Source organism: Stenotrophomonas sp. CCNWLW162, assembly GCF_037203745.1.
Lineage (GTDB): Bacteria > Pseudomonadota > Gammaproteobacteria > Xanthomonadales > Xanthomonadaceae > Stenotrophomonas > Stenotrophomonas maltophilia_AQ.
Map to the genome: position 1 here is coordinate 13,607 of NZ_JBBCBL010000002.1, position 21,637 is coordinate 35,243.

General features: G+C 67.3%; 21 protein-coding genes. 6 read left to right on the plus strand and 15 right to left on the minus strand.

What is annotated here, in order from left to right; translation table 11 throughout:
• Positions 1 to 99: 99 nt before the first annotated feature.
• Positions 100 to 1,092, minus strand: coding sequence for a YiiG family protein (locus tag V9K93_RS05145; protein ID WP_046983023.1), 993 nt, complete (start codon positions 1,090 to 1,092; stop codon positions 100 to 102).
• Between the two features lie 93 nt (positions 1,093 to 1,185).
• Positions 1,186 to 2,004 (minus strand): SDR family oxidoreductase, encoded by an 819-nt coding sequence (locus V9K93_RS05150; RefSeq protein ID WP_046983024.1) that lies wholly within the window; start codon positions 2,002 to 2,004, stop codon positions 1,186 to 1,188.
• A gap of 108 nt (positions 2,005 to 2,112) precedes the next feature.
• Here V9K93_RS05150 and V9K93_RS05155 point away from each other — a divergent pair, with 108 nt between their 5' ends.
• Entirely contained in the window at positions 2,113 to 2,796 is a 684-nt protein-coding gene (locus tag V9K93_RS05155) for a hypothetical protein (protein ID WP_046983025.1), read from the plus strand.
• A 63-nt stretch (positions 2,797 to 2,859) separates the two neighbouring features.
• Here the strand turns inward: V9K93_RS05155 and V9K93_RS05160 are convergent, their stop codons facing one another.
• Complete coding sequence (locus tag V9K93_RS05160; RefSeq protein WP_337302159.1) at positions 2,860 to 3,366, minus strand: DUF2867 domain-containing protein; 507 nt, start codon at positions 3,364 to 3,366, stop codon at positions 2,860 to 2,862.
• Complete coding sequence (locus V9K93_RS05165) at positions 3,363 to 4,025, minus strand: serine/threonine-protein kinase (RefSeq protein ID WP_006389922.1); 663 nt, start codon at positions 4,023 to 4,025, stop codon at positions 3,363 to 3,365. The genes V9K93_RS05160 and V9K93_RS05165 overlap by 4 nt, the downstream gene beginning before the upstream one ends.
• A gap of 85 nt (positions 4,026 to 4,110) precedes the next feature.
• Here V9K93_RS05165 and V9K93_RS05170 point away from each other — a divergent pair, with 85 nt between their 5' ends.
• The gene (locus V9K93_RS05170) at positions 4,111 to 6,105 is read left to right on the plus strand and encodes a bifunctional DedA family/phosphatase PAP2 family protein (RefSeq protein WP_337302160.1); all 1,995 of its coding nucleotides are present in this window, start codon (positions 4,111 to 4,113) and stop codon (positions 6,103 to 6,105) included.
• 150 nt (positions 6,106 to 6,255) lie between these two features.
• On the opposite strand, the gene V9K93_RS05175 is transcribed toward V9K93_RS05170, so the two are convergent.
• The 3 genes from V9K93_RS05175 to V9K93_RS05185 form a co-directional block, all read right to left on the minus strand.
• Positions 6,256 to 6,834 carry an LON peptidase substrate-binding domain-containing protein gene (locus V9K93_RS05175; protein WP_136639597.1) on the minus strand — a complete coding sequence of 193 codons (579 nt, stop codon included), beginning with the start codon at positions 6,832 to 6,834 and terminating at the stop codon, positions 6,256 to 6,258.
• A complete protein-coding gene (mpl, locus tag V9K93_RS05180) occupies positions 6,831 to 8,195 on the minus strand; it encodes a UDP-N-acetylmuramate:L-alanyl-gamma-D-glutamyl-meso-diaminopimelate ligase (RefSeq protein ID WP_046983028.1) in 1,365 nt (454 codons plus the stop codon). Before mpl ends, V9K93_RS05175 begins: the two co-directional genes overlap by 4 nt.
• A gap of 328 nt (positions 8,196 to 8,523) precedes the next feature.
• Positions 8,524 to 9,087: an adenylate kinase gene (locus V9K93_RS05185; RefSeq protein ID WP_012512023.1), complete on the minus strand. Its 564-nt coding sequence runs from the start codon at positions 9,085 to 9,087 to the stop codon at positions 8,524 to 8,526.
• A 136-nt stretch (positions 9,088 to 9,223) separates the two neighbouring features.
• On the opposite strand from V9K93_RS05185, the gene V9K93_RS05190 reads away from it, so the two are divergent.
• Positions 9,224 to 10,480 carry a 6-phosphofructokinase gene (locus V9K93_RS05190; protein ID WP_337302161.1) on the plus strand — a complete coding sequence of 419 codons (1,257 nt, stop codon included), beginning with the start codon at positions 9,224 to 9,226 and terminating at the stop codon, positions 10,478 to 10,480.
• A 118-nt stretch (positions 10,481 to 10,598) separates the two neighbouring features.
• Positions 10,599 to 10,988: a DUF488 domain-containing protein gene (locus tag V9K93_RS05195; RefSeq protein WP_046983030.1), complete on the plus strand. Its 390-nt coding sequence runs from the start codon at positions 10,599 to 10,601 to the stop codon at positions 10,986 to 10,988.
• A 72-nt stretch (positions 10,989 to 11,060) separates the two neighbouring features.
• Here the strand turns inward: V9K93_RS05195 and V9K93_RS05200 are convergent, their stop codons facing one another.
• Complete coding sequence (locus V9K93_RS05200; RefSeq protein ID WP_046983031.1) at positions 11,061 to 11,564, minus strand: hypothetical protein; 504 nt, start codon at positions 11,562 to 11,564, stop codon at positions 11,061 to 11,063.
• A 342-nt stretch (positions 11,565 to 11,906) separates the two neighbouring features.
• Between V9K93_RS05200 and V9K93_RS05205 the strand changes: the two genes are divergently transcribed.
• Positions 11,907 to 13,934 carry a sodium-translocating pyrophosphatase gene (locus V9K93_RS05205; protein ID WP_136639593.1) on the plus strand — a complete coding sequence of 676 codons (2,028 nt, stop codon included), beginning with the start codon at positions 11,907 to 11,909 and terminating at the stop codon, positions 13,932 to 13,934.
• 85 nt (positions 13,935 to 14,019) lie between these two features.
• On the opposite strand, the gene V9K93_RS05210 is transcribed toward V9K93_RS05205, so the two are convergent.
• The 5 genes from V9K93_RS05210 to V9K93_RS05230 are packed head-to-tail and all read right to left on the minus strand — an operon-like array spanning position 14,020 to position 16,972.
• Positions 14,020 to 14,739, minus strand: coding sequence for an energy transducer TonB (locus V9K93_RS05210; RefSeq protein ID WP_337302162.1), 720 nt, complete (start codon positions 14,737 to 14,739; stop codon positions 14,020 to 14,022).
• On the minus strand, positions 14,736 to 15,161 hold the full coding sequence (gene exbD, locus V9K93_RS05215; protein WP_046983035.1) for a TonB system transport protein ExbD: 426 nt from the start codon (positions 15,159 to 15,161) through the stop codon (positions 14,736 to 14,738). The genes V9K93_RS05210 and exbD overlap by 4 nt, the downstream gene beginning before the upstream one ends.
• A 9-nt stretch (positions 15,162 to 15,170) precedes the next feature.
• Positions 15,171 to 15,899: a tonB-system energizer ExbB gene (gene exbB / locus V9K93_RS05220; protein WP_046983036.1), complete on the minus strand. Its 729-nt coding sequence runs from the start codon at positions 15,897 to 15,899 to the stop codon at positions 15,171 to 15,173.
• On the minus strand, positions 15,886 to 16,353 hold the full coding sequence (locus V9K93_RS05225; protein WP_136639591.1) for a YbaN family protein: 468 nt from the start codon (positions 16,351 to 16,353) through the stop codon (positions 15,886 to 15,888). Before V9K93_RS05225 ends, exbB begins: the two co-directional genes overlap by 14 nt.
• Positions 16,354 to 16,384: 31 nt before the next feature.
• The gene (locus V9K93_RS05230) at positions 16,385 to 16,972 is read right to left on the minus strand and encodes a biliverdin-producing heme oxygenase (RefSeq protein WP_046983038.1); all 588 of its coding nucleotides are present in this window, start codon (positions 16,970 to 16,972) and stop codon (positions 16,385 to 16,387) included.
• A gap of 108 nt (positions 16,973 to 17,080) precedes the next feature.
• Here V9K93_RS05230 and V9K93_RS05235 point away from each other — a divergent pair, with 108 nt between their 5' ends.
• The gene (locus V9K93_RS05235; RefSeq protein ID WP_046983051.1) at positions 17,081 to 17,338 is read left to right on the plus strand and encodes a DUF2789 domain-containing protein; all 258 of its coding nucleotides are present in this window, start codon (positions 17,081 to 17,083) and stop codon (positions 17,336 to 17,338) included.
• A gap of 150 nt (positions 17,339 to 17,488) precedes the next feature.
• Here the strand turns inward: V9K93_RS05235 and V9K93_RS05240 are convergent, their stop codons facing one another.
• Together V9K93_RS05240 and V9K93_RS05245 are read right to left on the minus strand one after the other, a co-directional pair.
• On the minus strand, positions 17,489 to 20,410 hold the full coding sequence (locus V9K93_RS05240; protein ID WP_337302163.1) for a TonB-dependent receptor: 2,922 nt from the start codon (positions 20,408 to 20,410) through the stop codon (positions 17,489 to 17,491).
• A 210-nt stretch (positions 20,411 to 20,620) separates the two neighbouring features.
• Positions 20,621 to 21,559: a FecR family protein gene (locus tag V9K93_RS05245; protein WP_337302164.1), complete on the minus strand. Its 939-nt coding sequence runs from the start codon at positions 21,557 to 21,559 to the stop codon at positions 20,621 to 20,623.
• Positions 21,560 to 21,637: the final 78 nt, after the last annotated feature.

Genomic DNA, 21,637 nt, shown 5'->3' on the forward strand with positions numbered 1-21,637 from the left:
AGCCAACTGCCGAAGCACCTGCCATTCGGGACCCCAAGGTGTGCCATGTCGCAATCGACCTGCTCGATTGCGACATAAACGACACGACGGAAGCGCGGGTTACTGGCGGTTGCTCTGGAAAACGAGCGTGTTGTATTCCTGCATCAGCTTGTTGGCAGAGCCACGCGGCGCCATCGACGGCGAATCAAGCATGCGTCGTTCGAAATCGGTGTAAGGCTTCTTCTCGCTGACGCGCTGCAGCCGCTCCTTGCCTTCGCGCCGGAAATTCTCGGCCCCACGTTCGAAGCCTTCCCAGTCCGACTTGCCCGGTTCCTGGTCGGCAACCTTGGCGTGCGCTTCATCGGAAATGCGGTTGAAGGCATCCAGACGTTCACGGGCCTTGGCCTGATCGAAATCATCCTCGCTCATCAGATCCATGATGGCCTTGGCTTCCAGCATCATCGCCAGACGGTAGTACTCGCGGGTGCGCCCCTCGGCCTGCTCCAGCGCCTTGAGCTGCTCGCGCTGGGCAGCGTCGTTCTGACGCTCCAGCTCGGCATTGAACGTTTCGCTGGCAGCCACGAAATCCTTGAAGGCGACCATCAAGGGCGCGTGCAGCTGCTTGCCCTTGGCGAACTGGTCGTCCTCGTAGTCCTGGCGATCGTAGTAATCATGCGCGTCCTTGCTGAGCGGCACCAGCGCCTTCAGCGCCTGCTGGTAATGGCCTGCAGCCGCATCGAGATCGGCCAGCGCCGGCTTGGCAGCGATCGCCTCGGTCACCGGGGCGTCGCACTGCTTCATGTCGTAATCGCTGATCTCGAACGGTCCGTACACGTGCGTCTCGCGCCCGGTCGGGCCAGCGTCGACATCCTTGATCCAGCGCGTGTAGGACTGGATGCTGCCGTGGGTTTTCGAATCCAGCGCGTTGAAGCAGCCGATGTAGGCGTTGAGCTTGGCGGTCAACTGCTGCTGTGTGTCGGACGGGGCCGCGCTGGCGTCCGCCGTGCCGGAGGCAGCGGCGCCGCCCGCAGCTGCGGGGGCCTTGCCACCACAGGCGGTCAGGATCAACGACAGCGAAGCGGCCAGCGCCGCAACGGAAAGAGTGCGTGACATGTGCTCACATCCCTGTTGAAAACGATTACAGCCGCGCATTCTAGCGCAGCAGGCCGAGGGTCGCAGCCCTCGGCCTCTTCCCGCGACGCGCGGTCAATCCAGGAACAGATCCGGCAACAACGGACGCGACGGATCCACCGCGTAACCCGAAAGATCGGTGATACCGGCCTGCGCCAGCACTTCATCATCGATCAGGAACTGGCCGTGGAAGCCCGTCGCTTCGCGCACCAGCACCGCATGCGCGGCATCGGCCATGATCTGCGGCGTGCGGCAGCCGGCCGCATCCACGCCCGGAATCATATTGATCGCATCGGTGGCGATGACGGTGCGCGGCCACAGCGCATTCACCGCCACGCCCTGCGGACCGAATTCCGCGGCCAGACCCAGGGTGACGAAGCTCATGCCCATCTTCGCCAACGTGTAGCCGGTATGTGGTGCCCACCACTTTGGGTCCAGGCTCGGCGGCGGTGCGAGGGTGAGGATGTGCGGGTTCGGCGCCTCCAGCAGGTAAGGCAGGCAGGCCTGCGCGCACAGGAAGCTGCCGCGCGAGTTGACCTGCTGCATCAGGTCGAAACGCTTCATTGGCGTATCCAGCGTGCCACGCAGCCAGATTGCACTGGCGTTGTTGATCAGGATGTCGATGCCACCGAAGGTATCGACCGTGGCCGCCACCGCCGCCTGCACCTGCTCTTCCTCGCGGATGTCGCATTTCAGGGCCAGACCCTGGCCACCAGCCGCCGTTACCGCTTCGGCCGCGCTATGGATGGTGCCCGGCAGCTTCGGGTTCGGCACCGACGACTTGGCCGCAATGGCCACATTGGCGCCGTCGCGCGCAGCGCGCAGTGCGATGGCCAAGCCGATGCCGCGCGAGGCACCGGTGATGAAAAGCGTTTTGCCCTGCAGACTGCCCACGTTCCACACTCCAGCGTATGCAATGAGTCGCTAGTATGCCGCGCCGACGCGGAGTTCACCCGGCCTTGACGATACTCGGGCCTCCAGACAACGCACGAGGTCCACGCCATGCGCCGTTCCCGCCTGTTGCTGCCTGCCCTGGGGCTTGCCCTGCTGACTGCCTGCCAGGGCCGTTCGCCGGAACCCGGCAAGGAGCCGCCCGCCGGTGACGCGCCCAGTGCGGAGAAGGCCGCCGCCGACGGCAAGATGCGCTGGAGCGAGGCGGTGGTCTGGGATGGCGATCTCAACGCCTGCCGCCAGGGCGAAAATGCGGCCACCCGGGATTGCCTGCGCGATGCGATGCGCGCCGGTGGCGCCAGCGCCGATGCCATTACCGCCGCCGAGCAGTTGTCCAGCGGCGGTGAGCTGGCCTATGTGACCGCCTGGCACGAGAACGAAGGACTGGGCATTGCCACGGTCGAGTATCCGTTCCGCGCCAACACCAATGAGGGCACGCGACTGGTCGATGCCGGTGGCAAGCGCATCGACGTGGATGCCGTGCAATTGGACGACACGCTGCGCGCCGATCCTGCCGTACAGGAACTGCTGAAGACCAACCCGCAGGCCACGCCGTTCGCGCCAGCACAGTCGGCCGGTGCTTCGCCGCTGGAGAACGGCGGCATCCGCCTGCTGTACCGCACGCCGCTGCGCGACTGCCACGCCTGCCCGGATGTGGGGCAGTTGCAGATCGCCTACGACTTCGACGCCAAGCGTAACTTCATCGGCCAGCAGGTGGTGCCGGCAACGCCGTAAGCAGGTAGCACCGGGCCATGCCCGGCGGACACAACGCTCAATGCCGCCGGGCATGGCCCTGCGCTACCGATAGGCGCGTACCTGCTTCTGCAGCAGGTGCGGCACGATCAATCGATGTACCGGCGCCACCGGCAGCATGTAGACCCGGCCGAACGCGTTATGGGTATGCACCACGGTGGCCACTTCCAGCACGTCACCCTGCCATTGCAGGGCCAGCTGCACGCGAAGATGGCGGTCGTTGTCTTCCAGCACGATGGCATCGTCATCCAGCGACTGCAGGTTGAAGATGCCCAGCCGCTGGCCGGGTTGAGGATCCTCAACAACCTGCACCGCACGCAACGAGCCCAGGTGCTTCATGCCGAGCAGGCGCATGCCGTGGTTGCGCAGCGCCATCAGCCCATCGAACCAGCCGGGAATGGTCGCGGCCATGTCGCGGTAGGCCTGCAGGGCCGAGCGCCCATCCCGACGGGTCGTCGCCTGGCAGGCGTGCACGAAGTCGGCGCCAGCCAGCTGTGGGCGCAGGACGCTGCCCGCACCCGGCGGGCCGGTCACCACCTGCGCACGGCTCACGGCTTGGGCCCCTGCCCTTCATTGTCTTCCCAATGCAGGATGCGGCGGGTAACGAAGCGGTAGACCGGCTTGCCGGTGGCGAACCACAGCTCGCGCACCCACGAGGTGCGCTTGAGCACGCGCTTCTCCACCGGGGTGAGCGACTCGCGGCAGTACATGCGCTTGTGCTTGAGCAGGTGGCGCAGATCCTCGCGGGCCAGCAGCCGCATCCAGCGCGAGCGCGGGTTGCCGATCACCGCCAGCTGGAAGTCGATCAGCGCCGGCCGGCCATCCTCGGTGACCAGCCAGTTGGCTTCCTTGGCCAGGTCGTTGTGAGCAACGCCGTTGCGATGCAGCTGCTGCAGCAGCCGACGCGCCGAGCGGAACCAGGCCAGATCGCCGCGCGGCGGACGCTGGTACATGGCATCGCCGGCCATGAAACTGCGGTCCAGGTGGCGGCCATTCCAGGCCAGCAGCTGCGGCACATCGGCCATGCCGTGGATGTGCTGCAGCGCGCGTGCCTCGCGGCGGGCCAGCCACCAGGCCGGCAGCCGCAGCCACAGCGGTGTGGCGCCCAGATCACGGCGCACGAAGGGGCCATCGGGCCCTTTCACAAGAAGGATCTGGCCGAAACTGTCGGCCTTCAAAGCATGCGGTGGAGCGTCTGGCGTATGCGGCATGGGCCCATTCTAGGCGATGGCGCCGGTTGCAAACGGTCACGAAGCGGCTGGGAACCAGTCACCTTCACGCCCCTATAATCGGGCAATGGACTCTTCATGGATCGACGCCACGCTCGCGTGGATTGCCGCTCACCCCGTGCTGGCGGGTGCCGTTATCTTCCTCATCGCCTTCTGCGATGCGGTCATCATTCTCGGCGCCATCGTGCCGGCGCTGCCGTTGCTGTTCGCGGTGGGCGTGTTCATCGGCCTGGGCCAGATCTCCGGGCCGTACGCGGTTGCGGCTGCAGCCCTGGGCGCCTTTGCCGGCGACGGCATCAGCTACTGGATCGGCCGCCGCTGGGGTGACCGCCTGCGCGGCGTCTGGCCGTTCAGCCGCTACCCGCAGCTACTCGACCGCGGCGAGAACCTGTTCCGCCGCAATGCGTTCAAGAGCATCCTGATCGCACGCTACGTCGGCGCGATCCGCCCGTTCGTGCCAGCCATTGCCGGCATGATGAAGATGCCAGCCAGCCGTTACGTGCAGGCCAGCGGCATCGCCAGCATTTCGTGGGCGGTGCTGTTCCTGGCGCCGGGCTGGATTCTTGGCGAAGCCTATGACGCAGTCGCGGCGGTGGCCGGGCGTCTGGTGGTGGTGGTCGGCCTGCTGGCGGTGATCCTCAGCCTGGTCTGGGCCATCGTGCTGTACGGCTACCGCTGGTCGGCCGCGCGCATGGACAACTGGCTGGCGCGCCTGCTGGACTGGTCCAACCGCCACCCGACGCTGGGCCGCTACACCGTCGGCGTGCTGGATCCCAAGCGCCGTGAATCGGTGCCGCTGGCGATGCTGGCGTTGATGCTGCTGGTGCTGGGCTGGGGCTGGTTCGCGCTGCTCACCGTGGTGGTCGCGCACGGTGAACCGCTGGCGATCGACCTGCTGGTGCACCAGGCCATGCTGGCGCTGCGCAACCCGCTGGCCGACTACCCGATGGCAGCACTGGCTTCGCTGGGCGCCTGGCAGGTACTGCTGCCGGCCACGGCGGCGGCGATGGGCTACCTGATCTGGCGCCGGCGCTGGATGGCAGCCGCGCACTGGCTGGCCGCACTCGCCTTCGGCCTGGCGCTGACCATGCTGCTGGGCGCCACCGTGGATGTGGTACGCCCGGTCGATGCCAGCAGCGGTTTCGGCTTCCCGTCGGTGTCGGTGACCATGGCCACCATCACCTTCGGTTTCTTCGCGGTGCTGATCGCCCGCGAGATGCCCGGCCGAACCCGCGTCTGGCCGTACCTGGTGTCCGGCATCGTGGTCAGCCTGATCGGCTTCTCGCGCCTGTACCTGGGCGCGCATTGGCTGAGCGATGTGATCGGCGGCATGCTGTTCGGCACGTTCTGGCTGCTGGTGCTGGGCATCGCCTACCGCCGCCGCTTCAACCGCTCGTTCTGGGTAAAGCCGGTGGCCTGGTTGTTCTATGGCGTGTTCGCGGTAGCGGCGATGTGGTACGCGCCGCGCCACATTCCGGTGAAGCTGGAACGCTTCGAGCCGACCCTGCCGGCCTCGCAGGCGATGGATGCGCAGGCCTGGTGGCAGCACGACTGGTCCACGCTGCCGGCGCGCCGCAACGAATTCGACGACGACCAGCGCTGGCCGCTTGACGTGCAGGTGGCCGGGCCGCTGGCACCACTGCAGGCACAGCTGGAAGCGCGCGGCTGGAAGCGGCAGGAACAGGCCGGCTGGCAGCAGGCGCTGCTGATGCTGGACAAGAACACCGGTGCTGATGAACTGCCGGTGTTGCCGGCAACGCTGGACACCCGCGTGGAAGCACTGCTGATGGTGCGCCAGGGCGCGAAGCCGGATGAGCGCTATGTGCTGCGCCTGTGGCCTGCACCGGCACAGCTGCAGCCGGGCAACACGCCGTTGTGGCTGGGCAGCGCGCAGACCCTGCGCTACGAGCGCCACTTCGAGTGGATCGGCATGTGGCACCCGCTGCGCGGCGTCGACCCGGCGTTGAACGCGGTGAAGGACGCCGTGCAGGACCTGCCGCAGCGCGAAGACGTGCACAGCGAAACCGGGCTGCCGGTGCTGCGGTTGAAGACCACGCCGTGATGGAGCCGCCGGGCATGGCCCGGCGCTACCGCCGCGCCCTGGCAGATGCCAACCTTGGTTGGCGCTTCGGGAAAAGGCTGCCAACCAAGGTCGGCATCTACCGGTTCCGCCGCGCCCTGGTAGTCGCCAACCTTGGTTGGCGGTTTCCGGTTACGGCATCCAGCCCAGCAACTGCTGCAACCGCTGGTGCGGGTCATCCATCTGCAGCAGCTGCAGGCGCTGCTGCTCGCTCAGCGGCAGCAGTTCGGCCAGCCGCCAGCCGACCCAGCTGGCCTGGTCCAGCAGTGCCGGGCTGGCGGGCGCATAGGTCTCGCCCGCCTGCTCGATGATGTGCCCCAGCACCGTGGCCAGCAGCGCATGCTGCGGCTTCAGTTCGTCGTCGGGATCTTCCTCGCACCAATGCACATCGGCCACCACCAGGCCGTTGTCGCGCACGCGGGTGCGCTCGACATGGAAGCGGCGGGTGCCGCGCAGGCGCAGCTGCAGCACGCCGTCGGCGCCGACATCGAAGTCTTCGATGCGTACCTGCACGCCATACGCCGCAGGCGTCGCCGGTGCCCCCACTTCCTGGCCATCGAGGATCAGGCAGACACCAAAGCCCTCGCCGCTTCGGCCGCTGTCGCGGACCAGATCCAGGTAGCGGCGCTCGAACACACGCAGGCCCACCGCTGCACCCGGCACCAGCGTGGTGTGCAGCGGAAACAGCGGCAGCGAATCGTCGGCGCTCATCGGGCCTGCAGGGCGGCGAGGAAGCGACGCGGCGCGCCGTCGAAGCCACCGTTGGACATGAACACCACGTGGTCACCGCTGCGCACGCTGGACTGCAGCTGCGCCAGCAGTGCGTCGGTATCCGGCACCGCATGCGCTTCACCACGCACGGCGGCGATCACTGCCGCCGCGTCCCACGCGAGCTCAGGACGATGCAGGAACACCACTTCATCGGCAAGCGCCAGCGACGGGGCCAGCGCATGCGCATGCGCGCCCAGCCGCATCGAGTTGCTGCGTGGCTCCATCGCGACCACGATGCGCGCATCGCCGACCTTGGCACGCAGGCCTTCCAGCGTGGTGGCGATCGCAGTCGGGTGATGGGCGAAATCATCGTAGACGGTGATGCCATCGTGGCTGCCGATCACTTCCATGCGGCGCTTGACGCTGCGGAAGTGCGCCAGCGCCGGAATCACCTCGGCCGGGGCCACGCCCACCGCATGCGCGGCAGCCAGTGCGGCCAGGCCGTTGAGCACGTTGTGGCGGCCCAGCAATGACCACTGCACATCACCCAGTGCCTGCCCGCGATGGTGCACGCGGAACGCGCTGCCATCGGCGGCCAGCAGTTCGGCGTGCCATTCCAGCGAGGGATCGAAACCAAAACGCTCCACCGGGGTCCAGCAGCCCATGGCCAGTACTTCGGCCAGGTGCTGGTCCTCGCCGTTGACGATCAAGCGGCCGCGAGCCGGCACCGTGCGCACCAGGTGGTGGAACTGGCGCTGGATCGCCGCCACGTCCGGAAAGATGTCGGCGTGGTCGTATTCGAGGTTGTTGAGAATGGCCACCAGCGGCCGGTAGTGCACGAACTTGCTGCGCTTGTCGAAGAAGGCGGTGTCGTATTCATCGGCCTCGACCACGAACTCGCGGCCCTGGCCCAGCCGGGCCGAAACGCCGAAGTCCTCGGCCACGCCGCCGATCAGGAAACCCGGCGAGCGGCCGGCGCTTTCCAGCAGCCAGGTGAGGATGGTGGTGGTGGTGGTCTTGCCGTGGGTGCCGGCGACGGCCAGGGTATCGCGCCCTGGCAGGACCTGCTCGGACAGCCACTGCGCCCCGGAAATGTAGCGCTGGCCGGCATCAAGCACGGCCTCCACGGCCGCGTTGCCGCGCGACAGCGCGTTGCCGATCACCACCTGGCCGGTGCCGGCCGGCACGCTGTCGGCGCGGTAGCCCTGGTCCAGGGTGATGCCCAGCTGCTCGAGCTGGGTCGACATCGGCGGGTAGATGGCCTGGTCACTGCCGCTGACCGTATGGCCCAGTTCCCGCGCCAGGGCGGCCACGCCGCCCATGAAGGTGCCGGCGATTGCAAGGATATGTACGCTGCTCATGACCGAGGATTGTGACTGATGACGGCTGTATAGGGCCAATGTCCGACCGGGGGTAAGACAAGTCCTACACAGGATGTGAGAAAACTCCAATCTTCTGTCAGGGAAATCCCGATAGCGATGTTCTGTGAACCCGGACACAATTCGAACTGCCAGCCGCAGTACCCGAACCGGTCCTACTCCCCAAGAGGCCATCCCCAAGGGAGCTCATGCTGCGGGGCCCTGAGCAAGCCCTCTGCTGGCGCCTATCAGACGACACAGGCCTGATCCTCGCGGACCAGGCCTGTGTTTTTTTGCGCCCGGGGGCCGGCAAGGTGCCGGCCCGGCCGGTTCAACCCTTGATCGCCGCCAGGATGCGGGCTTCGATCTCGTCCAGCTCACCGACGCCGTCGACGCGGGCCAGGGTGCCACGGGCAGCGTAGAAGTCGACCACCGGGGCGGTCTGGTCGTTGTAGACCTGCAGGCGCTGACGCACCGCTTCCGGACTGTCATCGGCGCGGCCCTGCTCCTTGGCACGACCGGCGATGCGGTCGACCAGCAGCTCGGTGGCCACGTCCAGCTGCACCACCGCGTCCAGCGGCTGGCCGATCTTGGCCAGCAGGCCGTCCATCGCATTGGCCTGGGCCACATTGCGCGGGTAGCCATCCAGGATGAAGCCCTTGGCGACATCGGCCTGGGTCAGGCGCGACTCCAGCATGCCCAGCAGGATGTCGTCCGAGACCAGGTTGCCGGCGTCCATCACCGCCTTGGCCTGCTTGCCCAGCTCGGAGCCGGCAGCGATTTCCGCGCGCAGCATGTCACCGGTCGAAATGTGGGCGATACCCAGCTTTTCCTTCAGGCGCGTCGCCTGTGTCCCCTTGCCCGAACCGGGCGGTCCCAACAGAACCAATCGCATCGACCTGACTCCAACGTGTTGAAAATTAAGAAGGTTCGCGTCCCGGACGGTCCGGTATCGCTGCACCGCAATAGCGCCACTTTACCGCATACGGGTAATGTCCCTGCAATGTCCCCTCCCCCGAGCAGGTAGAAGCATGCGCAACGGTACTCTCCTTTATGCCCAGTCCGGCGGTGTCACCGCGGTCATCAATGCCACTGCCGCAGCGGTGATCGAGCAGGCCCGGGCCAAGGGCATCAAGGTCCTGGCCGCCCGCAACGGCATCCTCGGCGCCCTGCGCGAGGAGCTGATCGACACCAGCAAGGAGAGCGCCGCGGCCATCCGCGCGCTGGCCCATACCCCGGGCGGCGCCTTCGGCTCATGCCGGGTCAAGCTGAAATCGCTGGACGCCGACCGCGCCCGCTACGACCGCCTGCTGGAGGTGCTGCGCGCACACGACGTGCGCTGGTTCCTCTACAACGGTGGCAACGACTCGGCCGATACCGCGCTGAAGGTCTCGCAGCTGGCCAAGGCCTCTGGCTACGACCTGACCTGCATCGGTGTGCCCAAGACCATCGACAACGACCTGGCGGTGACCGACACCTGCCCCGGCTTCGGCTCAGCGGCCAAGTACACCGCCGTGTCGGTGCGCGAAGCGGCGCTGGACGTGGCGGCGATGGCCGAGACCTCCACCCGCGTCTTCATCTACGAGGCAATGGGCCGCCACGCTGGGTGGCTGGCTGCGGCCGCTGGCCTGGCCGGCAACGGCGATGACGAAGCACCGCACATCATCCTGCTGCCCGAACGCGCCTATGACGAGGCGGTGTTCCTGGCCAAGGTCAAGGCCGTGGTCGACCGCGTCGGCTACTGCGTGGTGGTGGCCTCGGAAGGCATCGCTACCGCCGATGGCCGCTTCGTCGCCGACGCCGGTGGCGGCAAGGATTCGTTCGGGCACTCGCAGCTGGGCGGCGTGGCCGCGCATCTGGCTGGCCGGGTCAAGGACCAATTGGGCCTGAAGGTGCATTGGGCGCTGCCCGATTACCTGCAGCGCTCGGCCCGCCACCTGGCCAGCAAGACCGACTGGGAGCAAGCGCAGGCAGTGGGCAAGGCCGCGGTGCAGCTGGCACTGAAGGGCCAGAACGGTGTGATGCCGGTGATCGTGCGCAGCAGTGATGCGCCGTATCGCTGGAAGATCGAAGCGGCGCCGTTGTCGAAGATCGCCAACCATGAAAAGAAGATGCCCGCCGGCTTCATCCGCCGCGATGGCTTCGGTATCACCGCCAAGGCACGCGCCTACCTGTCGCCGCTGATCAAGGGCGAAGCGCCGCTGCCGTATGGCAGCGATGGCCTGCCGAAGTACGTGACGCTGAAAAACGTGGCGGTGAAGCAGAAGCTGCCGGCCTTCGAGGGCTGAGTCGAAAAAGGGGACGGAGGGGATTAAGTCGCATCTGCCCCTCCGTCATCTCCAACAGCGTCAGCAGTGGGCCGGATACGACTTAATCCCCTCCGTCCCCTTTTTATGGAGGCCTGCCATGGCATTGCGTGTTGTTCGACTGGGTACACCGCGTGCGCCCGGTGAGGGGCTGCGCATCGGCACGGTGCGACGGCCGCCACGTGGCGTGCCGCGCAGTGAGTTCGCCCGGCAGGACTGGTACGACGTGTGGTTCCCGACCCTGTCGCCCAGCGCGGAACTGGTGAAGCAGGCGCATGAGGCGAAGACGGAGGCCGACTGGAATGCGTTCTTCCGCCACTACAAGGCCGAGATGAAGGCACCCGATGCGGCGCACGCGCTGGACCTGCTGGCCGCGATGTCGCAGCACAGCGACATCAGCGTGGGGTGCTACTGCGAGGACGAGGCGCATTGCCATCGCACGGCGCTGCGCGAACTGCTGGTGGCGCGCGGGGCGACGCTGGCGGAGTGATGATTGCAGGGTTGCCGGCCAGCGGCCGGCACTACCCGTGGATGACCGCGTGGGTACACCGCCCACGCAATTTCAATTGCAGGCCTTGCCCTCCATCTGCAGCTGCGCGGCGAACATCGTCACCTGCGGGATCTTGCCGGCAGCGGCCTGCTTCTTCGCCTCTTCCAGATAGATGCGCGACTGGCCCTGCCCATCCAATGCCTGGGTGCTGTTCACCGGCAGGCGCCACACCCGCACTACCGCCTGCTGCGCCGGGCATGCGGCATTGGGTACGCGGATCACATCATTGAGCTTCCAGCCCTTGTCCGCGCTCGGCTGCGCCTTGGCGTAGTCGACGAAGCGTGCGCGCGGCTGGCACTGCTCGCTGGTCCGCACCGGCGCGAAGCGATATGGCTCGGCAGCCTGGCCGGTGAATGCACCTTCCAGGCGCGCGCAGGCCTCGGGGATCTGCCGCAGCGTGTGCACCGCGCCCACCACCTGTGGCGCACCGACGGCACGCTGCAGTTCGGGGGTTTCGGCAGCCAGCGCGGGCATCGCCGGGGCCAGGACGGCAAGCATCAACAGGGACAGGCGCATGCGGGATCTCCTTCAGGACTGTGCGCAGGCTTGCAGAGGGAGGCTTAACGGGGTGCAAAGGCTCGTGGGTTCATGAATCAGTCCACGTCCCGGCGGCGGGTTCCCCGCGCATGGCGATGCGTTCGTCGTGATGGCGGCCGCGGGCCATGAGGCGCGGCCCGGCGCTACCATCCCGGGGCCGGTGCACGCATACTGCGGGCACCAGGGAATGCTGAACACCGCCATACGTCGGACGACCACCAAGGTCGGTACGGGTTGGTTCCAGGCTGCAGCCCGTCGTCCCCCTCGTGGTGCCGTTCATCGCCACTGGATGCTTGTCCATCCATTCTGCGGAGGGGTCTAATGCTGGAACGTCATGGGCTGTCATTGGCGCTGGGCTGCGCCATTCTCGCGATCCTGTACGGAATCGTCTCGGCGCGCTGGATCCTGCGCCAACCCACCGGCAATGAGCGCATGATCGCGATCGCCAACGCGATCCAGGAAGGCGCACGCGCTTACCTCAACCGCCAATACCTGACCATCGGCATCGCCGGCGTGGTGCTGTTCGTGCTGGTCGGCATCTTCCTCAGCTGGTACACCGCAATCGGCTTCGCGGTCGGTGCGGTGCTGTCCGGTGCAGCCGGCTATATCGGCATGAACGTCTCGGTGCGCGCCAACGTGCGCACTGCCGAGGCTGCACGACACGGCATCAGCGCGGCGATGGACGTCGCCTTCCGCGGCGGTGCGATCACCGGCATGCTGGTAGTCGGGCTGGGCCTGCTGGGCGTGGCCGGCTATTACGCGCTGCTGCTGCGCATGGGCCTGCAGATGGACCAGGCGCTGCATGCTCTGGTCGGGCTGGCGTTCGGCTCGTCGCTGATCTCGATCTTCGCGCGCCTGGGTGGCGGCATCTTCACCAAGGGCGCGGACGTCGGCGCCGACCTGGTCGGCAAGGTCGAAGCCGGGATTCCCGAGGATGACCCGCGCAACCCGGCGGTGATCGCCGACAACGTTGGTGACAACGTCGGCGACTGCGCTGGCATGGCAGCGGACCTGTTCGAAACCTATGCGGTCACCGTCATCGCCACCATGCTGCTGGGCAGCCTGATGCTGGCCGAAGCCGGTGCCAATGCCGTGCTGTATCCGCTGGTGCTGGGCGGCGTATCGATCATCGCCTCGATCATCGGTGCGCTGTTCGTCAAGGTGAAGCCGGGCGGTTCCATCATGGGCGCGTTGTACAAGGGCGTGATCGTGTCCGGCGTGCTGGCGGCCATCGCGTTCTACCCGATCACCACCGGGCTGATGGCCGACAACGTACACGGCCCCATCGCGCTGTATGGCTGCGCGCTGATCGGCCTGGTCCTGACCGGGCTGATCGTGTGGATCACCGAGTACTACACCGGCACCCAGTACAAGCCGGTGCAGCACGTGGCACAGGCATCGACCACCGGCCACGGCACCAACATCATCGCCGGCCTCGGCATCTCGATGAAGTCCACCGCGCTGCCGGTAATCGCGGTGTGCGCGGCCATCTGGGGTGCGTTCGCGCTGGGTGGCCTGTACGGCATCGCCATCGCTGCCACTGCAATGCTGTCGATGGCCGGCATGATCGTCGCCCTCGATGCTTACGGGCCAATCACCGACAACGCCGGTGGCATCGCCGAGATGGCCGAGCTGCCCTCGGAAATCCGCGACATCACCGATCCGCTGGATGCAGTGGGCAACACCACCAAGGCGGTGACCAAGGGCTATGCCATCGGCTCGGCGGCACTGGCCGCGCTGGTGCTGTTCGCCGACTACACCCACAACCTGCAGGCAGCCAATCCCGGCCAGGAGTTCCGCTTCGACCTCAGCGATCACACGGTGATCATCGGCCTGCTGATCGGCGGTCTGATTCCCTATCTGTTCGGTGCGATGGCGATGGAAGCCGTTGGGCGCGCCGCCGGCGCGGTGGTGGAGGAAGTGCGGCGCCAGTTCCGCGAGATCCCCGGCATCATGCAGGGTACTGCCAAGCCGCAGTACGACCGTGCGGTGGACATGCTGACCCGCTCGGCGATCCGCGAAATGATTGTGCCCTCGCTGTTGCCCGTCGCGGTACCGGTGGTGGTCGGCCTGCTGCTGGGGCCACGTGCGCTGGGCGGGTTGCTGATCGGCACGATCGTCACCGGCCTGTTCGTGGCCATTTCGATGACCACCGGCGGCGGCGCCTGGGACAACGCCAAGAAGTACATCGAGGATGGCCACTTCGGCGGCAAGGGCAGCGAGGCGCACAAGGCGGCAGTGACCGGCGACACCGTCGGCGATCCCTACAAGGACACCGCCGGTCCGGCGATCAACCCGCTGATCAAGATCATCAACATCGTGGCGCTGCTGCTGGTGCCGCTGCTGTAAGGCCCCCTGTAGAGCCGAGCCCATGCTCGGCTCAACGGGCTCGCGGGATCGGAGAACAGCCGAGCATCGGATCGGCTCTACAAGGTCACCGCCCGCGCAGGAAGAACGACACCGGCACCATCACTTCCACCGGGTCACCGGCCACTTCGGCCGGAGGCACCGGCAACGGGCTGGCGCGCCGCACGGTGTCCAGCGTCTCCTGGTCGAGCAGTTCGAAGCCACTGCTGCGGCCCAGCTTCAGGCTGGAAACCGTGCCATCGCGGGCCACTGCGAAGCGCACATAGACCACGCCCTGCTGGCGCAGCCGCTCGGCCTGGCGCGGATAGCGCCGGTGCTTCTGCAGATGCCCTAGCAGGCGCCCTTCCCAGGTTGCCTCGGCGCGACTGCGTTCGCCGGCCGTGGTCTGCGGTGCGGTGTAGCGTGCGGCCGCGTCGGCCGCCACCTGCGGCGGTGCGCTGGTCTGCGCGACGTTGGCGTCAGCGCTGTCCGGCGACGGCGTCGGCTCCGGTGTACGCGCCGGTGGCAGGTCGCCCTGCGGCTGCACCGGCGCCTTCGGCAGCTCACGCAGGGCCGGTTTCGGCACCTGCCGCTGCTGTTGCTGCTGCAGTGGCCCGGTGGCGACCTCGCGCGGCGGCACCGGCGGTGCCTGTGCCATCGGCGCCAGTTCCAGCATCAGCGCGGCAGGTGGGGCCGTCGCAGACAGCACCGGTGCGCGCGCCGCCCACCAGCAGGCCGCGCCGATCAACAGCGCATGCACCAGCAGCACGATCGCCAGGCTGGTCGCCCAGCGCCGCAGTCCACTCATCGCGTGCCCTGCTCCAGGCCGACCAGCGCCACCTTCAGGTAACCCGCCGCACGCAATGCATCCAGCGTCGCCATCAGTTCGCCGTAGGGCACACGGGTATCGGCGCGCAGGAAGATGCGCTGCTCGGTGTCACTGTGAGTGGCCACCTGCAATGCAGCCGCCAGCCCGTCGCGCGCGACGGCCTGTTCGCCAACGCGCAGCGACAGATCAGCCTGCACGGTCACATACACCGGCGCCTGTTCCAGCGGCGTGGCACTGGCGCTGCTGGCCGGCAGCTGCACCGGAACCGATACGGTGGCCAGCGGTGCAGCCACCATGAAAATGATCAGCAGCACCAGCATCACGTCGATGAAGGGCGTGACGTTGATCTCGTGCGCTTCTTCCGGCGCGTCGTCACGGTCGGACGCGGTCCTGATCGCCATCGTCGCGCCTCAGTGCACGGCACGCAGCGGCGCCGCTGCGTTACGCGGAACGGCACGATCGAGGTCACGCGACACCAGCTGCTGCACCGCCGCCGACAGATCGCCGAGCAGGCCACGCAGGCCGGCCAGCACGCGGCTGAAATGGTTGTAGACCAGTACTGCGGGAATCGCTGCGACCAGGCCCAGCGCGGTCGCCAGCAAGGCCTCGGCAATACCGGGTGCAACCACCGCCAGGTTGGTGGTGTTGCTGTGCGCGATGCCGATGAAACTGTTCATGATGCCCCACACCGTGCCGAACAGGCCGACGAACGGCGCCACCGCGCCGATGCTGGCCAGCACGCCGATGCCGCGTCGCTGCATGCGCGCGGTCTCCAGTTCGATGCGGTCCAGGCGCGAGGCAATGCGTTCCTTGATGCCGTCGCGACTATCCAGTTCCTGCGACAGGCGCAATTCGGTGCGCGCTGCGTCCAGCATGGCGAATGCGGTGCCCTGTTGAACACTGGCGTCGGCGCTCTCGCCGGGCAGGCTCGGCGCCTGCAGCAACAGCGCGAGCGCCGCCCGCAGCTGCCGTGCCTGGCGGGCCAGCTCCCAGCCCTTGGCCAACAGGACGGTCCAGGTGGCCAGCGATGCCAGCGCGAGCGCGATCATCACTGTCTTCACCACCACGTCGGCGGCCAGATACATGCCCCAGGGCGTCAGTGCAGGGGCAGCCACGGGGGCCAGGTCAGCAGGCAGCATCGTCTCGTTTTCCATCAGCATCAGGGGTCGCTGCACGGCGGCGGGCCGTGCGCGGATCATTGGCGTCGTCCACTTCCACGACCGGATTGGGCTCCAGCCGCGGTGCCGGGCGGCTGAGCACGTAGCCGGCGCTGACCGCGAAGAACAGGCCCACGCCCAGCAGCAGCCGCCACGACGGGTGCGCGCCCCAGCAGAACAGGGCGAACCCCACTGCCATGCCGGCGCTGGCAAACGCCTTGCCCTTGCGCGATACCGCACCCTGCTCGCGCCACAGACGCAGCGACGGGCCATAACGCGGATGCGCCAGCAGGCGCTGCTCGAACTTCGGTGAACTGCGTGCGAAGCAGCCCACTGCCAGGATCAGGAAGATGGTGGTCGGCATCACCGGCAGCAGCGCGCCGATCACCCCGAGCCCGACCATCACCCAGCCCAGCGCGAACCAGAGCCAGCGCATCAGCCGTGCGCCTGCACGCAGAAGGTGTCCATCAGGCGAATTCCACTTCAACGTGGCCGTGCACGCTGCGGAAGGCGGCGTCCGCCGCATCGATCACCTGCTGCTCCTGCTCGGCGCTCAGCGGCACCGCATCCAGCGCAGCGGTGAACTCACGCCAGTGGCGCGCCGCGCCATCCGGGTGCGCGGCCAGGTGACGGGCACCAAAATCGCGGTCCAGGCCGAGCTTGGCAGCCATCTTGTACAGCACGGTGCCGCCCAGGTTGGAGCCCTCGGCCACATACAGCCACCCCAATGCAGCGGGCAGCTCCAGATCGGACGGCAACGCCGCGATGTCGGCCCCCGGCAGGGTCTGCTCCAGGTCCTGCAGATCGCGTGCCACCTGTGTAAGGCGGCGGCGCTCACCGAGGTCGGGCAGCAGTGCGTCCAGCGCGGGGTTGGCATACAGCGCATCGATGCTGCGGTGGAAGCGGTACTGCACGCGCAGGAAACGGGCAAAGTTGCCGCGGTCAGCGAAGATGTCGCCGGCCATGATGCGTTTGTCCAACGCGCCGTGGCTGTCGCGGGTGGCGGCCTTGAGCCGCAGGCTGCGGCTGTCTTCAGGGGCGATGTGTGCGTTCATGGGGGAATGCCAAGGGGGTCGTCCTGCTGTAGACGTTCGCCACGGGGCTTTCCCCAAGCCCATGTGCACCGATAATGGGCCAGTCCCTTCTTCCACCCGGAACCGATGATGATCACCACCGAACCGCGCATGACCAACCTGTTCCTGCAGCTGGGCCTGGACGCCAGCGCCGAGGGCATCGCCCGCTTCATCCGCGAGCACCAGCTGGCCACCGATGTGGAGGTGGCCGAGGCGACCTACTGGAACGACGCCCAGCGCCAGTTCCTGTCCGAATCGCTGCAGGCCGACGCGGCGTGGAGCACCGTGGTGGATGAGTTGAACGAGTCGCTGCACGAAGATGCAGTGAAGGCTGCCACCGGGCTGTAAGCAGACGCCGGGCATGGCCCGGCGCTGGCGATTGCACGGCAGAAGCGGTGCGGACCAAGGTCCGCACCCACCGAGGGCGGTCGGGGCCCGATGGGGGCAGAGCCCTTTCCGCAGGAAAGGGATCCGACCCCACCACTCATCCGCGACCGATCAGTACTTCCAGGTCAGCGCCAGCCTCGCGGTACGGCCCGGGGCCGGCATCACGCCCAGCGCCAGCGGATCCAGGTAGTAGCGGTCGGTGACGTTGTCCACGCCCGCTTCCACCGACAGCTGGTCGTTGAAGCTCCAGCTGGCGAACAGGTCGACCAGGGTAGTCGGCCGGTACAGCTGCTGGATCGCCGACAGGCCCACGTTCCAGTCCTTGTCCAGCTTGCTGATCGGGCCGGCGTTGTGGACCACGCGGGTACCGAAGGTCAGGCGTTCGTCGAACAGGCGCGAGCCCAGGGTCAGGTTGACCATGTAGCGCGGCGGGTTCTGGGTGTTGGTATACGAGCCCTCGAAGCCGCCGTCCACGCAGTTGGGCGTATTGGCCAGCTCATCGTTCTTGCGCTGCGCACCATAGGCACGGCGCTCGGCGGCGATGTCCGGTGCGCAGGTCTTGGCCTTGAAGTAGTAGTGCGCGGACAGATCAGCAAACACCTTGCCGCTGTCATAGCTGGACTGGAACTCCATGCCCGAGACCTTGAACTGATCGACGTTGCGGATCAGGCCGGCCGACAGCGTGCGGTAGTCGCGGGTGATCAGATCGTCGATGCGGGTATCGAAGTAGGCCAGCTTCAGCGCCAGGCGGTCGCCGGCGGTGAACAGGTCGTAGCGGATGGTACTGGCACCGATTTCCCAGCTGCGCGCACGCTCCGGCTTCAGCTCGCCGACCGGCTTGGCGGCGGTGAACAGGCCCAGCGTGGTCTCGAACAGGCTCGGCAGCTTGGTGCCTTCGGCGTACTTCACGTAGACCATGGTGTCTTCGCTGAAGCGGTAGGCCACGCTGGCGGTCGGCGAGAACGCGGTGTCACGACGGCGGATCGGTTGCGACCAGGTCCAGCTGACCGGCACCTCCAGGTCCTGCGCCTTGCCGGCGTCGTAGAAGTTCCAGCCACCGATGTCGCCCACCGTACCCTTCTTGTACGGTGAAGCCAGCAGCGATGCCTGGGTGAAGTTGCCGTTGGCATCCGGATACCAGTTCAGCAGCGCGATGCGTTTGGCACGCCACGACGGCAGCGCCGGGTTGCCGTTGAGCAGTTCGGTGTAGCGGTACTGGCCCTGCACCTCATAGGCATCGGGCGTGGCCAAGCGGTTGCGGTCCTGCACGTCCACCCGGTTCCAGCGGCCGCCGGCCAGCAGTTCCCAGTGCTCATCGGGCTGCCACTTCAGCGAGGCCACGGCACTGTATTCCTTGCGCTCGGCGTTGCGCAGGAAACGGTTGTTGATCAGATCGTCGTGCATGACCGGCCCCGAACTACCCGGCGCGATGTCTTCGTCGCTGTAGGACAGGCCGTAGTCGAGGGTGAACGCGCCGGCACGAGTGTCGAACTTCGAGGTATTGCTGGCATCCAGGCCGAAGCGCTTCTGTCGCAGCGGATTGCGGTAGGCATCCTTGTAGCCGGGGTCGCCACTGAAGCTGGGCGCGTCGTACCACTCGGTGCGTCGATCGAAGTACCACGGGGTGATGCCGGTGAGGCTGTTGTACATCACGCTGTCGGTGTCGGTGTAGGCGGCATTGACGCGCAGGTCGATCAGCTCGCTGTCCGGGTTGAAGCGGTAACGCAGGGTGTAGCTGTCCATGTCAACGTGGCCCGGATCCCACTGCGGGATGCGGTCGCGATCCACACGGATGATCTGCGATGCCATGATCTCGCCGGCGGTGCCTTCGTAGCGGCGATAGCCTGCTTCCAGCGTCTGTGCATCGTCGATGCGCCAGGTGCCCTTGAGCAGCGCCGACTTCGAGCGCGCCGAGGTATTGAAGACCTCGGTACGCGGCGGATTCAGCGGTGCCAGCGTGCGCCGGGTCTGCGGGAAATCGTCGTAGCCGTGCTTTCCGGAGAAGTAGTTTCCATTGTCACGGTAGGCATAGGCGGCGACCAGATCGAAACGATCCCAATGACCAGCCGCGGCGACGTTGAAGAACTGGCTGCCGGTGGCACTGCGATCGCTGCGCGGCGCGGCACTGTAGGAAGGCAGGTTGTTGGCACTGGCGTTGGCCAGGCCACCACGCACGCGTACGCCGAAGTCACGGCCTTCGCGCAGCACGTCGCCGATCTTCAGCGTTTCCATCTCGACCACGCCGCCGATGCCACCGGAGGCATTGGCCTGCAGGCTCGGGCCCTTGGTGATGGTCAGGCTGGAGATCAGGTCCGGATCGAGGTAGCTGCGCTGCGACTGGCCTGCGTAGCCTCGGTAGGTGTCCATGCTCGACTGGCCACCGTCGATGATCACCGGCACGCGGCCCTGGCCCTGGATACCACGGATGTTGACGTCGAAACCGTTGCCCACGCGCGGATCACCGGCGGTGACGCCGGCCACGCCCTTGACGATGTCGCCGTTGGAGGTACCGCGGAAGCGCTCCAGATGCGTGCGATTGAGCGTGGTGGTGGAGCCCACGCTGCGGTAGCTGTCGAGCAGCCGCGCCTCATCGCTGGCCGCGCCACTGTCGACGCGGTCGCCGGCCACGCTCAGCGTGTCGGTGACGATCACGCCGCTGTCGGCCTGCGCTGGGGATGCCGCCTCCAGGGTGACCGCATCGGCGCCGACCCGGCGCACCGCCAGGCCACTGCCCTGCAGCAGGCGGGCCAGGGCCTCATCGGAAGACAGGTTGCCACTGACCGCGTGCGAGCTCACGCCCTGGGCCAGCGTAGCCGGATACACCACCTGCACCCCGGACTGGCGCATATAGCTGCGCAGCGCTTCATCCAGCGGCTGCGCGGGAATGTCGAAACGCTGCATGGCCGCATGGCCGTTGTTGGCGTTCTGCGCCAGTACGGACGATGGTGCAGCGCTGGCGAGGCCGGCAGCCAGCAACGCGATGCACAGGCGGGACGGGCGCAGCACGCGGCCCGGGCGATGGGAGTCGAACATGGGGGAACCTGTCAGGTAATCGGAGCCGCGGGCGCGGCGTCATCCGCGGCAGGCGCGGACACGGCGACGTACGTGGCGGCGGCGGGTACGTTCGCGGGGTAAGACGGATGGGGTGGCGACAACCCCAAGAGGGATTTGCAGTTGAAGGTGTATCCCGGGTTGTCGCGGTGGGTGCCTACCGTTGGTCGGCACACGGGCAATGGCGAGGATCTACGGGTGGACGATGGCGATCCCGAGCGGCAGGCGGGTGACCTGCAAACCTGCCGTTGCCGCCAGCGCGTCCAGCGCCTGTTCCGGACGATCGATGCGCAACGCCGCACTGACCGCCGGCAACCGCGACAGATCACCGCGTACGAAGGTCGGGCCGGCACGATAGCGCCCCACCCCTCGCACCGCGTCGGCGACGCTGGCCTGCTCCAGCAACAGCTCACCCTGCCGCCAGGCGCCGACGCTGTCAGCGGCCACGTCATCGAGCCGCGTCACGCCACTGCGCTCGCCATAGACCGCACGCTGCCCCACCTGCAGATAGGTCCAGCCACCGTCGGCCGGGCTGGCCACACGCACCCTGCCCTGCCCGACCTGGGTTTCCACCCGGTCATCGCCTCGCGCAACGGTGAACGCGGTGGAGATATCCTCAACCACGCCATTGCCGGCACGCACGCTGAAACGCCGCTGCGCGTCCGGACTGACCTCGAACCAGGCGCGGCCACGCAGCAGCTCGATCTGGCGCGCATTCGCATCGAAGCGCACGGCGATCGCGCTGTCGGCATCCAGCACCGCGCGACTGCCATCGGGCAGCTGCACGTTCTGTACGACATGCGTGCTTCGATGGTCGGCCTGCGCACGCAGCCAGGCTTCCGGCCACACCACCAGCATCGCCAGCGCCGCAGCGGCGGCCATCGCCCACCGCAGGCGCTGCGGCCGGCGCCGCACGATCGTCGCGGCCTGTGGCGGACGCGGCCCGGCACTGCGCCACAGCACACGCTCGTGCTCGAAGGCACGACGATGCCCCGGCAGTGCCAGCCAGCACTCGAAGTCGCGCATGCGCGCATCACTGATGTCGCCCGACGCCAACCACGCGATCCAGCCCCGGGCCTGTTCGGCCAGGGCATCGTCGTTGGCGGCGGGCAGCGTGTTCGGCGGGCTCATCGGCTGGCAGAGAGGCGCATTCAAGCGCGGGCAGAGAAACTAGACCGCATGCACGGTCCAGTAATCAAGACGTTTCAG

Excerpts from the sequence above, each read along its gene's own strand:
- V9K93_RS05145 (WP_046983023.1), bottom strand. The coding sequence starts at position 1,092 with ATGTCACGCACTCTTTCCGTTGCGGCGCTGGCCGCTTCGCTGTCGTTG.
- V9K93_RS05155 (WP_046983025.1), top strand. The coding sequence starts at position 2,113 with ATGCGCCGTTCCCGCCTGTTGCTGCCTGCCCTGGGGCTTGCCCTGCTG.
- V9K93_RS05165 (WP_006389922.1), bottom strand. The coding sequence starts at position 4,025 with ATGCCGCATACGCCAGACGCTCCACCGCATGCTTTGAAGGCCGACAGT.
- V9K93_RS05170 (WP_337302160.1), top strand. The coding sequence starts at position 4,111 with ATGGACTCTTCATGGATCGACGCCACGCTCGCGTGGATTGCCGCTCAC.
- V9K93_RS05175 (WP_136639597.1), bottom strand. The coding sequence starts at position 6,834 with ATGAGCGCCGACGATTCGCTGCCGCTGTTTCCGCTGCACACCACGCTG.
- mpl (WP_046983028.1), bottom strand. The coding sequence starts at position 8,195 with ATGAGCAGCGTACATATCCTTGCAATCGCCGGCACCTTCATGGGCGGC.
- V9K93_RS05185 (WP_012512023.1), bottom strand. The coding sequence starts at position 9,087 with ATGCGATTGGTTCTGTTGGGACCGCCCGGTTCGGGCAAGGGGACACAG.
- V9K93_RS05190 (WP_337302161.1), top strand. The coding sequence starts at position 9,224 with ATGCGCAACGGTACTCTCCTTTATGCCCAGTCCGGCGGTGTCACCGCG.
- V9K93_RS05195 (WP_046983030.1), top strand. The coding sequence starts at position 10,599 with ATGGCATTGCGTGTTGTTCGACTGGGTACACCGCGTGCGCCCGGTGAG.
- V9K93_RS05200 (WP_046983031.1), bottom strand. The coding sequence starts at position 11,564 with ATGCGCCTGTCCCTGTTGATGCTTGCCGTCCTGGCCCCGGCGATGCCC.
- V9K93_RS05205 (WP_136639593.1), top strand. The coding sequence starts at position 11,907 with ATGCTGGAACGTCATGGGCTGTCATTGGCGCTGGGCTGCGCCATTCTC.
- V9K93_RS05210 (WP_337302162.1), bottom strand. The coding sequence starts at position 14,739 with ATGAGTGGACTGCGGCGCTGGGCGACCAGCCTGGCGATCGTGCTGCTG.
- exbD (WP_046983035.1), bottom strand. The coding sequence starts at position 15,161 with ATGGCGATCAGGACCGCGTCCGACCGTGACGACGCGCCGGAAGAAGCG.
- exbB (WP_046983036.1), bottom strand. The coding sequence starts at position 15,899 with ATGCTGCCTGCTGACCTGGCCCCCGTGGCTGCCCCTGCACTGACGCCC.
- V9K93_RS05225 (WP_136639591.1), bottom strand. The coding sequence starts at position 16,353 with ATGCGCTGGCTCTGGTTCGCGCTGGGCTGGGTGATGGTCGGGCTCGGG.
- V9K93_RS05230 (WP_046983038.1), bottom strand. The coding sequence starts at position 16,972 with ATGAACGCACACATCGCCCCTGAAGACAGCCGCAGCCTGCGGCTCAAG.
- V9K93_RS05235 (WP_046983051.1), top strand. The coding sequence starts at position 17,081 with ATGATCACCACCGAACCGCGCATGACCAACCTGTTCCTGCAGCTGGGC.
- V9K93_RS05240 (WP_337302163.1), bottom strand. The coding sequence starts at position 20,410 with ATGTTCGACTCCCATCGCCCGGGCCGCGTGCTGCGCCCGTCCCGCCTG.
- V9K93_RS05245 (WP_337302164.1), bottom strand. The coding sequence starts at position 21,559 with ATGAGCCCGCCGAACACGCTGCCCGCCGCCAACGACGATGCCCTGGCC.